The 15308-nt window shown below is 47.9% G+C and carries 14 protein-coding genes and 1 other annotated feature (1 of these 15 running past the window's edge); all 14 genes read right to left on the reverse strand.

Annotation, left to right across the window (positions count from 1 at the left end):
• Window positions 1–43: 43 nt before the first annotated feature.
• Window positions 44–904 (reverse strand): M50 family metallopeptidase, encoded by an 861-nt coding sequence (locus tag P364_RS0131395; protein WP_024633963.1) that lies wholly within the window; start codon window positions 902–904, stop codon window positions 44–46.
• Complete coding sequence (locus P364_RS0131400) at window positions 897–1781, reverse strand: M23 family metallopeptidase (protein WP_024633964.1); 885 nt, start codon at window positions 1779–1781, stop codon at window positions 897–899. The genes P364_RS0131395 and P364_RS0131400 overlap by 8 nt, the downstream gene beginning before the upstream one ends.
• Before the next feature lie 225 nt (window positions 1782–2006).
• The gene (gene minD / locus P364_RS0131405) at window positions 2007–2801 is read right to left on the reverse strand and encodes a septum site-determining protein MinD (protein WP_024633965.1); all 795 of its coding nucleotides are present in this window, start codon (window positions 2799–2801) and stop codon (window positions 2007–2009) included.
• Window positions 2802–2804: 3 nt separating this feature from the next.
• Window positions 2805–3467 carry a septum site-determining protein MinC gene (minC, locus tag P364_RS0131410; RefSeq protein ID WP_024633966.1) on the reverse strand — a complete coding sequence of 221 codons (663 nt, stop codon included), beginning with the start codon at window positions 3465–3467 and terminating at the stop codon, window positions 2805–2807.
• Between the two features lie 73 nt (window positions 3468–3540).
• Entirely contained in the window at window positions 3541–4074 is a 534-nt protein-coding gene (gene mreD / locus P364_RS0131415) for a rod shape-determining protein MreD (protein WP_024633967.1), read from the reverse strand.
• The gene (gene mreC / locus P364_RS0131420) at window positions 4074–4946 is read right to left on the reverse strand and encodes a rod shape-determining protein MreC (protein WP_024633968.1); all 873 of its coding nucleotides are present in this window, start codon (window positions 4944–4946) and stop codon (window positions 4074–4076) included. Before mreC ends, mreD begins: the two co-directional genes overlap by 1 nt.
• A 188-nt stretch (window positions 4947–5134) precedes the next feature.
• A complete protein-coding gene (locus tag P364_RS0131425) occupies window positions 5135–6169 on the reverse strand; it encodes a rod shape-determining protein (protein WP_024633969.1) in 1035 nt (344 codons plus the stop codon).
• Window positions 6170–6363: 194 nt separating this feature from the next.
• On the reverse strand, window positions 6364–7053 hold the full coding sequence (radC, locus tag P364_RS0131430) for a RadC family protein (protein ID WP_024633970.1): 690 nt from the start codon (window positions 7051–7053) through the stop codon (window positions 6364–6366).
• A 35-nt stretch (window positions 7054–7088) separates the two neighbouring features.
• Window positions 7089–7700 (reverse strand): Maf family protein, encoded by a 612-nt coding sequence (locus tag P364_RS0131435; RefSeq protein ID WP_024633971.1) that lies wholly within the window; start codon window positions 7698–7700, stop codon window positions 7089–7091.
• Window positions 7701–7793: 93 nt separating this feature from the next.
• Complete coding sequence (locus P364_RS0131440; RefSeq protein WP_024633972.1) at window positions 7794–8036, reverse strand: DUF4321 domain-containing protein; 243 nt, start codon at window positions 8034–8036, stop codon at window positions 7794–7796.
• A 145-nt stretch (window positions 8037–8181) separates the two neighbouring features.
• A complete protein-coding gene (locus P364_RS0131445) occupies window positions 8182–9387 on the reverse strand; it encodes an SPOR domain-containing protein (RefSeq protein WP_024633973.1) in 1206 nt (401 codons plus the stop codon).
• A 119-nt stretch (window positions 9388–9506) separates the two neighbouring features.
• On the reverse strand, window positions 9507–10826 hold the full coding sequence (murC, locus tag P364_RS0131450; RefSeq protein WP_052016840.1) for a UDP-N-acetylmuramate--L-alanine ligase: 1320 nt from the start codon (window positions 10824–10826) through the stop codon (window positions 9507–9509).
• Between the two features lie 56 nt (window positions 10827–10882).
• Complete coding sequence (locus P364_RS0131455; protein WP_024633975.1) at window positions 10883–12259, reverse strand: bifunctional folylpolyglutamate synthase/dihydrofolate synthase; 1377 nt, start codon at window positions 12257–12259, stop codon at window positions 10883–10885.
• Between the two features lie 77 nt (window positions 12260–12336).
• Window positions 12337–15003: a valine--tRNA ligase gene (locus P364_RS0131460; RefSeq protein ID WP_024633976.1), complete on the reverse strand. Its 2667-nt coding sequence runs from the start codon at window positions 15001–15003 to the stop codon at window positions 12337–12339.
• 58 nt (window positions 15004–15061) lie between these two features.
• Window positions 15062–15308: a binding site (T-box leader), on the reverse strand; it runs 22 nt beyond the window's last position.

Consider the following 15308-nt stretch of genomic DNA (forward strand, 5'->3'; position numbering starts at 1 on the left):
TTGTACATGTATTAACCCATTTCAGGACAGATCCACCAAGATGCTACAACTTATCCGTGTCTTGTTTGAAATAAGAACCGATGATTCGCTGCTCAGGCAAAACGGCCATGATTCTTCCCTGTCTATTCATCACATATATCATATGGTATCTTTCTCTCTTAAATAGACGCAAAATAGACTCCAAAGGTTTCGCCGGAAATGAGATTATCGGCTGCGCCAAACTTCCTGTAGCTGCATGGCGGGTGAATGCACTTTCACGATTCATCAGAAATCGGATAAATCGATATGGAATATTTCGGTAATCAGTCACATTGGAATAGAACAGAAAAATCCCGATCAACAGAATATTTAACGGTAACCCGTAATCACCAGTAAACCAGCGACCCATGGCAACCAAAATAACCCCTGCGCTGCACAGAATGCTGATCCTGTAAGTCCACATCAATGTCGTATAGTAGGGAGCAGCAAGACTAACGAGTGCCTGTACAATTTTACCGCCATCAAGTGGCAACACGGGTAGCAGGTTAAAGAGGGCTATTAGCAGATTCCCCTGTATAATATAATCCAAAAAAACCGGGTCCCCCAGGTTTCCATACTTCAATAATAAAACGACTCCAACCATCAGTATATTTTGAAATGGGCCTGCCAACGCGATAATGATCTCCCGACGAGCAGTAATATTTCCGGCATCCTCAATAACGGCAACGCCGCCAAAAGGAAGCATCTGTATTGAAAGGACACGGCAGCCCAGAAGGGCTGCCGCTGCAGCATGTCCACATTCATGAATAAAAACAATGGCGAATAACGTGATGAGTTCAATAAAGTTTCCGGTTAACAGGGAGGCCATCATGATGATCACAAAAAAAGGGTGAAACGAGATACGTACCCCCCATAACCTAATCAAGGGCAACCACTTCCGCAGGGTCTACGTACTGCTCTCCCTCTTTTACAGCGAAATACAATGTGGCAGGTTGATCATTTCCAGTCTCCTTCAGGCTACCGACTGCGTCACCCGCTTCTACCCAATCATTTACCTGAACTTCACTTTCGTTCAAGCGTCCGTATATGGCTGTCACTTGGCCAGAGTGCTGGATTACGACTGTAGTTCCATTTTCCGGATCATCCAATACTTGAAGTACTCGTCCGGCATCTGAACTGACGACCTGAACTAGCCCAGTGCCAGCAGGTTCGGGAACAATTTCAATACCTTTCATGCTCAGTGCAAAAGGCTGAACAATGGTTCCAGAGATCGGTTTGCCCAGCAGGTGTCGAATACCGGAGCCGTTCACAGGATCAGTGGTATGTCCAAGAACAGGCAGGAATGATGGCGTTCCGCCAAAGTGACGTTCGTACCATGCAGCGGCATACGCAAAGTCCATATCACGATGCAGCATATCGGCGATCACGGTTTTGGCAGGTGTCGTCCACGCGGTATTCAACTGGAATAATCCCCAAACGCCGCCGAATAATAAAATGCTAACCACCGTTCGTCCCATGAAAGACTTCATCAGATTGAAGCGTGGATGGCCGCCAGGACCATAATGCCCATTCTCTTTTTTCCACAGCCATTCCGGATCTCTTTCCTGTTCTGCCAGTGAAGATCTTGCCGTTCGTAGATTTTCTTGTATATCCATAGCCGAGAAAGGCATACGTTGCGCTGATGTACGCTTATCAGATACCGGGCCCGATTCTCGCTGCTGCATAATTTCCTCCGTCGCACCATCCATCAGCCGCCGAATGCGCTCTTCTCTTCTCTGCTTGATTCTGAGTTTCGTATTCATGGAATATCCTCCCGCCGAGGCTTGTTTACTACATCCTATGAGGGGCCCGTTCATAATATGAACAAGCTTCGGCGGGAAGCAAAAATAACCCCACAATGTGGAGCCCTTACTTGAAGTGCATATCCCGTTCTATAAAAGACACCTTTAGTAAAATGCCCATAATAATCAAAAAGCCGGGCTTGAGGGCCGCGGCTGTCATACAAGAATGCGATAAGGACGAACGAGTTAACCCATTCCAAAAAACTTTTTGAAACGTGAAAAGGCACCCTTTTTCTGCTCCAATTGCATCAAGGGAACGGTATCCCCCAGAATACGACGGGCAATATTACGATAGGCAATGGCCGCAAGTGAATCCGGATTCATTACTGTAGGCTCTCCCGAGTTAGCAGCCTTGATAACAAGCTCATCATCAGGAACGATCCCGATCAGATCAATATTAAGTACTTGTAAAATGCCGTCAATGTCGAGCATGTCGCCTGATTTAACCATATTGTTGCGGATACGGTTCACGACCAGTTTTGGTGATTGAATATGTGAACTCTCCAGCAAACCAATGACACGGTCCGCATCACGGACAGCTGCATTTTCTGGTGTAGTGACCACAATCGCCTGGTCCGCTCCTGCAACCGCATTTTTGAACCCTTGCTCAATTCCGGCTGGACAATCAATAATGACGTATTCAAAATCTTTTTTCAATTCGAGGATAATGTCCTTCACCTGTTCGGGTGACACAGAGTTCTTATCTCTCGTTTGTGCTGCAGGCAGCATATACAATTCTTCGAAACGTTTATCTTTGACCAAAGCCTGATTCAGTCGGCAGCGGCCGTCTGCAACGTCGCACAGATCATAAATGATCCGGTTTTCGAGTCCCATCACGACATCCAGATTGCGAAGGCCGATATCGGTATCTACCAGACAAACCTTTTTGCCGAGCAGCGCCAGCGCTGTCCCGATGTTTGCCGAGGTGGTTGTTTTACCCACGCCGCCTTTACCCGAAGTGATCACGATCGCCTCTCCCATGAGCTACACTCCTTTAAACACATTAAAATCTCGGCGCAACCGAACGATATTGCTCATCTTGTCGATCTGCATCTGATTGTCCTGTAAATAAGCAAATTCCATTCCGGTCTCTCGGCTCTCCCACTCATCGGGAGGACGGCTGATGATGTCAGCGATCCGCAGCTGCGTCGGTGCAAATACCGAAGCAGCAATGATCGAGTCTTCGTCCCCACCAATTCCAGCGTGAGCCATGCCTCTGAGTGAACCCAAAACATATATATCTCCGGTACACGTTACTGTGCCCCCCGGATTGATATCTCCAAGAAACAGTAGATTCCCATCATGATGAAGCACCTGGCCAGAACGTACCATACCACACATGGTTACAATCGGCGGCGGCCCTTTAACCTCTGGTTTAAGGGCCGGTGAGTCGATGGAACGAATGAGCAAATTCCCTTTTTGTTTCAATATATCAAGAATTGCTTCTTTCTGGTCCTCTGTCACTTCACGGCTGCCCAGTTTGATATCCACATGAACAATCGGTCCGGTCAAAATATTTTGATGGCTGTGTTCCAGCTTATAGCGGAGCTCGTAGAGCAATTCCTCGAATTCACATTGATCGTCCAACAGGAAAACCAGGCCGTCTCGGATGCCTTTAATCGTTACGTGATTCGATTTTACCGTCATAAGCCTGTCCCTCCCATCTCATTACATTTCGTGCCCGGGTCCCCAAGTTCCTGCTTCCCACTCCAAAAATGGTTCAAGAAGCTTCTTGTGCTTTGCTCTTTCTCTTACCAATCCGCTCCAGTTGTTTCCGAAGAGGAACATAAATGATCAGCGCGAACACAAAATGAATGAACAAATTGGGAATCATGTATTCAAGCAGCGCCCAGTCAAATGTCACGTGATTGAGTTGGAAGAGCTTATACAGAAAGAATAACATGGTATCATTCAGCAGACTTCCTAAAAGGACGACAGAAACCATCACTGGCAGTGGTGCACGCGGGGCTTGGAAAATAAGTCCCATCATATATGCTGAGAGTCCCATAGAGAATCCGTATGGTCCAATCATTTCGCCGTAAAATACGACGTCATGCAGCAGTCCAAAAAATATGCCAAGCACCAACGCCGTGTGCCGATGATGATATACAGCGATAAATAAAATTACGATGTAAACCAGATTCGCAGAAATGCGCATTTGCCAACCCGAAGGAATGAGTAACGGAAGAATCGTTCCTTCCGCAATGAACAACACGAACAGCAGCAGGAATAAGACTTGCTTGCGCGTCACCATTATTCTTTTACCTCAGGCGGGATAATCACAATCAGCTCTTTCCAGTCCAGAAAGCTTGCGTATGGCTTAATTGTAGCTGTTTGTGTTAAGCCATATTCGCTTTTCTCAACCTTCTCCACTTCTCCGATACGCATGTACTTTGGAAAATTGTTAATAATCCCGGAGGAGATAATTTCATCCCCTTCTTTGATATTTGAATCTTCTGAAATCTTGGTCATTTTGAGCATGCCGGACTTCGGATCATAACTCTCGATCATACCAAACACTTTTTCTTTACCAACCGCTGTAGCTGCAATGGCATTGGATGTTGGATCATTGGCGTCCATGGAAGTCAACAGATTAACTGTGGACGTATATGAGCTGACATGACTAACGACCCCAACCAGCCCTTCCTGCGAAGTGACAGCCATCCCAGCCTTAATTCCCGCATTTTCACCAATGTCAATATTAATCGTTCTGCTGTTCGGGTCGGAATTGGCACTGATAACTTGAGCAATTCGTGAACCGTAGTTATACCGATTTTTTTGTTCCTCGGTAAAATTGAGAGCTTTCTGGAGCTGTTCATTTACCTGTTCCATATCATTGTATTTCAGCCGATCCCGGGTATAGTGACCCATCGCAATGCGAAGCTCTTCATTTTCTTGATATACCGTACGCATGTTCGCCAAATCTTTGAAAAAGCCCGCTACAGAAGAAGCGGGCTTGTAAAATACGTATTGTACAAATCCGACTGAATCCTTCAGGAATTTCTCCGGCCAGGATAGAGCGGTTCGCGGACCGAGCGTAAAGCCCATTAACGCGATAAATGTAACAAGGCCCACCAGCAAAACAAAAAGTCTTTTGTTACCCAGCAGTTTAAACAGTTCGACCACCCTCTAACATCCATTATTCTCTTCCGAGCCATGCCCGGCGGGGAGACTGTCAGACTTATAGTCCCTTCGAGAATATCAGTCCATTCTCCCCGGGTATGGGGTAATAGCTCTCCCAGCCTAAGCCAGGTCCTCTTCGTTGATATCATTCCCCTTGGTCGATAAGCGAGCCAAGCAGGGGGAGATATCAATTATCGTTTGGAGCGAACTGCCGAACTGCTTCTGCTCTTGAACAAATGAATATTCTCAAGCGCTTTACCTGTTCCGATTGCAACGCAATCGAGCGGGTTCTCTGCTACGATAACAGGCATCCCTGTCTCACCAGCAAGCAGCTTGTCCAGATTGCGAAGCAATGCGCCGCCACCTGTGAGAACAATACCACGGTCCATAATATCTGCTGCCAGCTCAGGAGGACATTTCTCCAATGTTACTTTTACAGCTTCAACAATGGCATTCACCGTATCCGCCAGAGCTTCGCTGATTTCATCCGATGTAATCGTAATTGTCTTCGGCAGGCCTGTAACGAGGTCGCGTCCACGAATTTCCATGGTTTCCACTTGCTCAAGCGGCATAGCTGATCCGATATCCATCTTCAACTGCTCCGATGTACGTTCACCGATCATCAGATTATACTGGCGTTTAATGTATTGAATCACGGACTCATCCATCTCGTCACCAGCTACACGAACCGAACGACTCGTTACAATCCCACCCAGGGAGATAACAGCCACTTCTGTTGTACCGCCACCAATATCGACAACCATGCTTCCCGTTGGTTCCCATACCGGAAGATCTGCACCGATTGCTGCTGCAAAAGGCTCTTCAATTGTGTAGGCTTCACGCGCACCGGCTTGTTTTGTTGCATCTTCAACGGCACGTTGTTCTACCGCAGTAATCCCGGATGGTACACATACCATTACGTTAGGATGACGCTGGAACATGGAGCGTTGTTTCTGCGCCTCACGGATGAAATATTTGATCATCGTTGCCGTTGTATCAAAATCGGCAATAACGCCATCTTTCATTGGACGAATGGCACGAATGTTCCCTGGTGTACGTCCAATCATTTTCTTGGCGGCTTCACCTACTGCCTCGATGCTTTTTGTATCTGTCCGTATAGCGACAACCGAAGGTTCGCGCACCACAATTCCTTTTCCACGTACATAAACCAAAGTATTCGCTGTCCCCAAATCAATACCCAAATCTTTCGTAAAACCACCAAACATGACGTAATCTCCTTTTCTGCCTCATATAGCCGCCCCAGTTCATCAAGAGCGTTTCATTTTCATTCCCACCACAATGGCGGAGCTAATATTCGCATTTGTTTTGTGTTGCATTGCTTTGCATGTGTAAAGTGAACCTATCTTCTACGGACAACGCCGTCAACATTCATAGGAAAACATCAACGCCAACCATTATATTATACTAAGCCCTTCTCCTTCAAACTTACGTACGTTCCATCTCCGATAATAATGTGATCCAGCACGTCTATGCCAACAATTGCGCCGGCTTCGATCAGTCTTTTGGTTATTTGGATGTCCTCTGGACTAGGTGTAGGATCACCACTGGGATGGTTGTGTGCGCACACAATAGAGGCGCTGCTGCATTTGATGGCAGCCCGGAACACTTCACGCGGATGTACAATCGAAGCGTTAAGGCTACCCATGGAGAGTGTTTCCTGGGCAATAATGTGGTTTTTGCTATTCAGGAAAAGACACACAAAGTGTTCTTTCTGCAAGTAACGTAATTGTTCGGTAAGGATATCGGCCGCATCACGAGGGGTACGGATGGAAGTGGACTGTGTAAGTCTGCTCTTCGCAATCCGATGACCAAGCTCAATGCTGGCTTTCAGCTGTACAGCCTTGGCCATGCCGATTCCCTTCATCGCAGTCAGTTCTTCCAGGCTCAAATCCATCAACGAGCGAATTCCACCCGCTTCGGTCAGAATCCGCTGTGCCATATGCACTGCGGATTCCTGTCTTGTACCCGTTCGAAGTAAAATCGCCAGCAATTCAGCATGGCTTAAGGCGCCCGCCCCGTATTCCATCATGCGTTCTCTCGGGCGTTCTTCCTGGGGGATGTCGCGCATCATATATTGAGGCGACTCCATATGTTCCCTCTTTTCAGATCGTCAATTGCGGAATTTCATGTACGCGGCAGTACATGTATGCCGAATCCATCCAGCATATCGCTAAGCAAGGACAACGGTAGGCCCACCACATTAAAATAACATCCTTCAACACGGTCTATCAGTGAAGCACCAATGCCCTGAATGGCATATGATCCTGCCTTGTCCGAAGGCTCCCCGGTCTGAACATACGCAAGAATCGTAGCTTCAGACAGTTCCTTCATCGTTACATCAGTCTGTCGATACTGAACCATAGATTGCCCATTGTTTGCATCAATACAGGCTACTCCCGTGAAAACACGGTGTACACGTCCCTGTAAACGAGATAACATACGTTCAGCGTCCGCTTCGTCTAAGGGTTTGCCAAGAATATCACCGTCCAGAACGACAACTGTGTCACTACCCACGATAACCGCATCCTGTTCACGGCCTTCCAGCCCACGATAAACGGCAAGCGCCTTACGCATCGCAAGCTCCTGTACCGTCTGTTCAGGAGTCCATTCCGGCGGTGTATCTTCATCGGCATGACTTGGTATTACTTCAAAAGCTAGATGGAGTGATGCGATCAGTTCTTTACGCCGTGGCGAAGTGGAAGCCAGAATAATGCGACGCTGTTTTGTTTTATCCAAAATAACCGGCCCCTTATGCTACGGCGACAATCCTATCGGATCACGCTAGTAGATATCATTTTTTTAGTTTCTTCGTCAAAATTCGTCATTCTCCTATAACCTGCGATACAGCCATACAGCAGCAATAATACCAATCAGACTCAGGAGGCTCATTTGAAATTGAAGTGAAATATCATAACTGATAATATCCAGATCAGCCTGCGGCGACCAACGAATGGTCGTGGCTTTCGTTAAAAAGGCAACGGCCTTTACAGGCTGCAGTGCCTTGGCGATCCACGCACCGGCCAGCCAGCCGAGCAGCAGAAACAGCAATAACATGCCGAAGTTTTTTTTCATCGGTGATCTTCCCTCGCCATTTTTTGACACCCACATTATTATACGGGGTTTTGTACGTCAATACAAACACAAATCCGGCAAGGGGAACTATTTCCAGTTCCTTGCCGGACAGGTATTTCAAGGCTGTGTTATGGGAAAGCGTTGATTACTGTTTTATCGCCTCAAGCCATTTTTTTTGCTGTAATACATATTCCATCAGATCGGACTGTACAGACCACATATGCACATTCGCCGGATTTTTGTTGTATTCGGCAAGTGCGGTTACCGCACTGTTCATCGATTTCTCCATCGCGGATACATAGGGTTGAACGTCTGCACTCAGACCCGGTGCAATACTATTCAAACCAGTCAGCCAGAGTTCATGTTGGTTCTGTAGTGCAGTCATCGTTTCGGCTGAGACGGCTTCAGGAACAGCTTGACCGAGCTGCTGGATCGAGAGGGTAGACAGTTGTTCTACCAAAGTTGATCCGCTTGCGAAGAACTGCTGAACATCCTCTGCTTTTCCGCCGAATACTGCTGGATTCACTTCAGGGTTGACGATTTCCTTGACGTACAGTTCCACACCTTCGGCCTTAAGCCTTGTGCTAAGCAGCTTGGCCTCCTCACGGTCAGCCGAAATGCCTGCGTATACCCGATTACCATCCTCCGGGTCGGAGCCTGCTGCAATACCTGCCTGGGACAATTCCACCTTCGCCTGTTCAGCGCGTTCAGGAGAACTGAATACACCGTATTGCAGTGCATAATAACTGCCGCCTGTAGTTGCTGCTTGGAGCTGCTTTTCCGAACCAGCCACTCCCCCCTGACCTGTCACAGCCGACACCGCCTGATTGGCGGGAATCTTGCTCCCAGGATCTACGGCCCCTTCCCGATTGAAAAAAGAAAGAATAACCATGCCGAAGAGGGCCCCGGTTACAAGCGCACCGGTAACTGAACCAATCATTTTCCAGCCCCTCGGGGGACGATTTCGCTTATAAGAGTAATTTTCACTATCTGCAATCCAATTATGATCACCATAATTCTCGTCCGATCTGCTCTCGTCCTCATCTCCCGGATATGCAGTAAGGTGATTATAGTTGTATTCGGGCTCATCAAGTATCTCATTCTTGTTCGTTCTTTGGTAAGGTTGAGGTACAGTGGAGCCTGTCAGCATCGTCTCTCCCCAGTCTCCGGGTATATCCTCTGGTGTCCATGAAGGTGTTGTATTTAACCGCGATGGCGTTGGCAACGGTGTTGGACTGTGCGGAATTTCTTCACTCAAAGCGGCAAATGTGCTGGATGTGGGTATCCCCTTGTTTTCAGGCTTGTCCGACTCGTTATCCCCAAAGCGAAACGTCATTCTAGCATTGCTCACCCCGTACCCTCTCCTTTGTCCCATTTATAACAGCTATATGCGGAGAGAATCTGAAACATTCCATTTCATGCAAAAAACCGCCCGCTTCGAAATGAAGTCAGACGGTTTTAAGGATGTAATTATTTCAACCCTTTGGCAAGTGTATCGCCAACTTTCCAGATATCACCTGCACCCATTGTGAGCACAAGATCACCTGGCTGAAGTCGGTGCTGCAAATCTGCAATAACTTCTTCCTTTGTCGGAAGATAACGCGCAGAAGCATTACTGTTCTGAACGATAAGTTCAACCAGTCTGGCCGAGTGCACACCTTCAATCTGTTTTTCACCCGCAGGGGAATAGATATCGGTAATGAGAACCTCATCCGCTTCTGCAAAGGCGCGACTGAACGCATCAAGCAGGAAGAACGTACGTGTGTAACGCTGCGGCTGGAATACTGCAATGATACGTTTCCCCGTCGCTTTGGCTGCACTGATCGTAGCCTCAATCTCGGTCGGGTGATGAGCATAATCATCAATAATCAGCATATCACGCGCCTCACCCAGCACCTGGAATCTGCGTTTCGCTCCATGGAACTGGATAATGGCAGCCGTAATTTTCTCGAATGGAATACCTGCTTCCAAGCATGTGATGACCGTAGCCATCGCATTATAAACGTTATGTTTACCTGGAACGGACAACTCCACCGTACCCAAAGCATTCCCCTCGTGGTTCATTGTAAAGGAAATTCGGCGATCACCAAGCACGATATCTGTTGCTGTATAATCAGCAGCATGGTCAATCCCGTATGTGGTCACCCGTGATTTTAACGCTGGCAAAATAGCTTGAACATTTTCGTCATCAGAACATACAATGGCCGTGCCCTCTGGACGAATTTGACTCAGGAACTGCACATAAGCTTTTTTGAGTTCCTCAAAATCACTGTTGTAATTCTCAAGGTGATCCGCTTCAATATTCGTTACAATACCGAGCCAAGGGTGATACTGCAAAAATGAACCGTCGCTTTCGTCTGCCTCCGCAACAACCCAGTCGCCTTGGCCTGCCTTGGCGTTAGTACCCACGTTCATGATTTCTCCGCCAATAATGTATGTCGGGTCTGTATCACATTTATCCATAACGAGTGCAATCATGGATGAAGTGGTTGTTTTGCCATGAGCCCCCGCCACAGCCACACCCTTGCGCTCGTTCAGCAAACGCGCCAGCATCTGGGCGCGATGCAGAATCGGGATGTTCAGCTGTTCGGCAGCCACACGCTCCACATTATCAGCCGGAGCTGCCGTAGAGTAGACAACCAGGTCTGCCCCATTTACGTGCTCTGCCGTATGTCCGATATATATTTTCGCTCCCTTGGCTGCCAGCTTCTCGGTCAACTCCTGTGAAGCGACATCCGATCCGGTAACGGTGTATCCCATCTCAAGCATAACTCTCGCGATGGCACTCATGCCATATCCGCCAATCCCTATAAAATGAACGTGTTCCGATGTATTTAACAAAACTTTCACCAACCTTTTTCAGAATCGGTTTGATGCAAAAGGGCTGCCCGCACATCTGCAATCAGGTACAATGTGCCGGACACCACCCCCAGATCTTCCGCTTCCGTCCGTGACTTCAATAGATCAAGTGCCTTTGCCCATTCAGGCTCGACGATGATTTCCAGCTCCGGTTTCGCAATGGCGGGACGTACCCGTTCGACAATCTGCAGCAATTCGGCTGCAGCCATTTTGCGTCGGAAATCTGGCTCGGTCAGGATCAGCGTATCCACTAGTGGTAGTATATGCTGTAAATACGCTTCGTGATGCTTATTCGCCAGCATGCCCATCATCAAAATTAACTTGTTGTGAGGATATACTTCGATAATGCTCTTGGCCAATGATTCAGCCCCTTCCGGATTATGTGCTCCATCCAGTACAATTCGGGGTTCATCGACAACTTTCTCAAACCGGCCTGCCCAGAAGGCATTCTCCAGTCCAAGCACAATATCTTCGTCATCCAGCATAAATGCCATGTATTGCCGAAGTAACTCAAGTACCATAAGCGCACCCGCTGCATTTTCGCATTGATGTATGCCCTGCATGCGAATACGAGCGTCCAGATCACGGAACGGTCCTGTAAAATGAAAGGATTGACCGTTCTCATCACTGTCCAGTCTATGATAGGAGAAACGATCTCCTGCCAGATACACGGTTGAACTTAACCGTTTTGCGGTCTCCCGAATCACCTTCACAGCCTCTGGCTGCGTGGCACAGGTAACAACGGGTACCCCCGCCTTAATAATGCCTGCCTTCTCTCCTGCAATCGCCTCAATCGTATCTCCCAGTACATCCGTATGGTCCATACCGATATTGGTAATGACCGATACCACGGGTGTAACAATGTTCGTTACGTCCATCCTTCCCCCGAGCCCTGTCTCCCATACCACAATGTCCGGGTAGCATTCTTCCGCATAATACAGAAGGGCGAGTGCCGTGGAAACCTCAAACATTGTAGGTGATCCAAGGGGAGTTGTAGCCATCTCTTGGACTAATGGATACAGGCGGTTCGAGATTTTGAGCAAAGTTTCTTCAGGAATATCCTCCCCGTTGTATTGAAAACGGTTCGTGAATTTGGTGATATAAGGGGATGTGAAGGTTCCAACATCATATCCCGCCTGAAGCAGCACTGACGTCAAAAAAGCGCAAGTCGAACCTTTGCCGTTCGTTCCCGCGACATGAATAAATTTGAGACGCTGGTGAGGATTGCCCAGCAATGACATCAATCCCTCGATTCGTTCCAATCCGGGTCGGATGCCGAAAGGAATAAGGCCATTGATCCAGTTGACTGCCTCGTCATAGGTAAGTAAAGGAGCTGCTATTTCTGTCCCGTTAAGTTCCGTCATATGATTCACCTTTGGTTTGAGTTTGGTTGAAAAAAGCGGCCGGATGGCGCATAAGCACTCCATCCGACCCGAATACATTAACCTTTCAGTTCCTTGATTCGTGCAATCACTTTATCCCGTTTATCGGAATAATCCGCTTGCTTGGCGCGCTCTTCCTCGATAACCTTGGCAGGAGCCTTGGCAACAAAGCCTTCGTTCGCCAGCTTTTTCTCCACACGGAGTACTTCGCCCTCAAGGTTCTGCAACTCTTTCTCCAGACGAGCCACTTCCTGATCAATATCAATAAGACCCGCCAGCGGCAAGTACAGCTCAGCCCCAGTAATGACAGCAGTCATTGCTTTATCCGGTGAGCTCAGATCCAGGCCGCTGTCGAACTCGGACGTATTACAGAAACGTTTGATGTAATGGCTGTTGCGTTCAATGATGCTGGATGTCTCTGCGTTGTTCGCTTTCACCATCAATTCGATTTTCTTGCTCATAGGTACATTCACTTCTGCACGGATGTTTCGCACTGCACGGATGGTATCCATAAGCAGATTCATCTCGGCAACGGCTTCTGGGTTCTCAAATGCAGGATCATATACCGGCCAGGAAGCCAACGTGATCGTCTCTCCCTCATGCGGCAGATGCTGCCAGATTTCTTCCGAAATGTAAGGCATGAACGGATGAATCAGGCGCATGGTCTGATCCAGCACATAAGCAAGCACCGATTGTGTTTTCTTCTTGGCAACCGGATCTTCCCCATAGAAGGACAACTTCGCAAACTCGATATACCAGTCACACAGGTCATCCCAAATAAAGTTATACAGCAAACGGCCTGTTTCTCCAAATTCATACGCTTCGATTAGACGCGTAATATCACGAGAAGTTTCGTTCAGGCGGTGCAAAATCCAGTAATCCGCTGTTCCAAGATCTCCACTAATATCGCGATCTTCATAGGTGAACCCTTCTAGATTCATCAGAGCGAAGCGTGATGCATTCCAGATTTTGTTCGCAAAGTTACGAGCCTGTTCCACACGCTCCCAGCGGAAACGGAGATCCTGCCCCGGAGTGCTGCTGGTAGAGATCATGTAACGCATAGCATCCGCGCCATATTGCTCAATCACATCCAGCGGATCAACACCGTTGCCGAGCGATTTGGACATCTTGCGTCCGTCTGCATCACGAACAAGACCGTGCATCAGCACATCTTTGAACGGAACCTCTTCCGTGAACTCCAGAGCGGTAAAGATCATGCGCGCCACCCAGAAATAAATAATGTCATACCCTGTTACTAATACACTTGTCGGGTAATAACGTTTCAGATCTTCTGTGTCTTCCGGCCAGCCTAATGTAGAGAACGGCCATAATGCGGAGCTGAACCATGTATCCAGAACGTCTTCATCCTGTCTCAGCTTACGCCCAGCGTATTCTGGGAGTGTCGTCGGATCTTCAGCAGATACAATAATTTCTCCAGTCTCCTCGTCATACCAGGCAGGAATACGGTGACCCCACCATAATTGACGAGAGATACACCAGTCACGAACATTCTCGATCCAGTTCAGATACGTTTTCTCAAAACGATCCGGAACAAAACGAACCCCTTCACCGCTTTGTTGCTTCTCAATCGCTTTCTCCGCGAGCGGCTTCATCTCAACAAACCATTGTGTCGACAAATACGGCTCAACGACAGCTCCTGTCCGTTCGCTGTGTCCAACCTGATGCGTGTGATCCTCGATGTTGATCAATACGCCCAGTTCTTTCAGATCTGCAACGATTTGCTTGCGGCAGTCACTGCGATCCAGTCCCTGATATTTGCCTGCGTCGGCATTCATCGTACCGGTCTCATCCATCACCGTAATCTGTGGCAGATCATGACGGAGACCCACTTCAAAGTCATTCGGATCATGAGCAGGCGTAATTTTCACGGCACCACTTCCGAAATCTTTATCTACATACTCATCTGCAATAACCGGAATTTCGCGTCCGATGATAGGCAGCACAAGCACCTTTCCAATCATATCTGCGTAACGCTCATCCTTCGGATGAACAGCAACTGCCGTATCTCCCAGCATCGTCTCCGGGCGAGTTGTCGCTACTGTGACATAACCACTTCCGTCTTTGAGCGGATAGCGCAGATGGTACAAGTGACCCTGAACTTCTTTATATTCAACCTCGATGTCGGACAATGCAGTCCGGTTCACCGGGTCCCAGTTAATAATTCGTTTGCCTCGATAAATGAGGCCTTTTTCATACAGTTGAACAAACACTTTACGCACAGCCTGAGATAAACCTTCGTCCAGCGTAAAACGTTCACGCGTATAGTCGAGCGACAAGCCCATTTTGCCCCATTGCTGACGAATGGTTGTTGCATATTGGTCTTTCCAGTCCCATACTTTCTCCAGAAACTTTTCGCGTCCCAGATCATAACGAGTCAGACCTTCTTCACGCAATTTCTGCTCGACTTTGGTTTGGGTAGCAATCCCTGCATGGTCAGAACCCGGCAACCACAGTGCATCATAGCCCTGCATCCGCTTGGTACGAATCAGAATATCCTGCAGTGTGAAATCGAGCGCATGCCCGATATGGAGCATTCCGGTTACGTTCGGGGGTGGGATTACAATCGTATAAGGTTCAGCATCTTTACGCTGGCCTGCCTTGAAATATCCATTTTCCATCCAAGTGGAATACCATTTTTGTTCCGCAGCTTTAGGATCATACGTGGTCGGCATTTCTGTTGCAGCTGAATTTTTTTGTTCAGACATGTGTCATTCCTCCGTTACTTATTCATCATCGCCAAAAAACAAAAAAACCTTTCATCCATCAAAGGACGAAAGGTTAGCTTTCGCGGTACCACCTTTGTTTCACGCAGATAGAAAGACAGACTTCCCCTCCTACACTTACGTGACACTTCAAGCAGATAACGGCTGCGACCGGCCCATCCTACCTCAGGTATGAATGACTCATCCCTTGTATTCAAACAGGCAACTCCCGGGCGACTTCGATCAGTTGGTTCCTACGGAATTTCCCAGCGTTACAATCCCGCTCTCTGAAAGGTCATACTGTCTAC

The organism is Paenibacillus sp. MAEPY2 (genome assembly GCF_000499205.1).
GTDB classification, from domain to species: Bacteria; Bacillota; Bacilli; order Paenibacillales; family Paenibacillaceae; genus Paenibacillus; species Paenibacillus vandeheii.

Excerpts from the sequence above, each read along its gene's own strand:
- P364_RS0131400 (WP_024633964.1), bottom strand. The coding sequence starts at position 1,781 with ATGAATACGAAACTCAGAATCAAGCAGAGAAGAGAAGAGCGCATTCGG.
- minD (WP_024633965.1), bottom strand. The coding sequence starts at position 2,801 with ATGGGAGAGGCGATCGTGATCACTTCGGGTAAAGGCGGCGTGGGTAAA.
- minC (WP_024633966.1), bottom strand. The coding sequence starts at position 3,467 with ATGACGGTAAAATCGAATCACGTAACGATTAAAGGCATCCGAGACGGC.
- mreD (WP_024633967.1), bottom strand. The coding sequence starts at position 4,074 with ATGGTGACGCGCAAGCAAGTCTTATTCCTGCTGCTGTTCGTGTTGTTC.
- P364_RS0131425 (WP_024633969.1), bottom strand. The coding sequence starts at position 6,169 with ATGTTTGGTGGTTTTACGAAAGATTTGGGTATTGATTTGGGGACAGCG.
- radC (WP_024633970.1), bottom strand. The coding sequence starts at position 7,053 with ATGGAGTCGCCTCAATATATGATGCGCGACATCCCCCAGGAAGAACGC.
- P364_RS0131440 (WP_024633972.1), bottom strand. The coding sequence starts at position 8,036 with ATGAAAAAAAACTTCGGCATGTTATTGCTGTTTCTGCTGCTCGGCTGG.
- murC (WP_052016840.1), bottom strand. The coding sequence starts at position 10,826 with ATGAGTGCCATCGCGAGAGTTATGCTTGAGATGGGATACACCGTTACC.
- P364_RS0131455 (WP_024633975.1), bottom strand. The coding sequence starts at position 12,259 with ATGACGGAACTTAACGGGACAGAAATAGCAGCTCCTTTACTTACCTAT.
- P364_RS0131460 (WP_024633976.1), bottom strand. The coding sequence starts at position 15,003 with ATGTCTGAACAAAAAAATTCAGCTGCAACAGAAATGCCGACCACGTAT.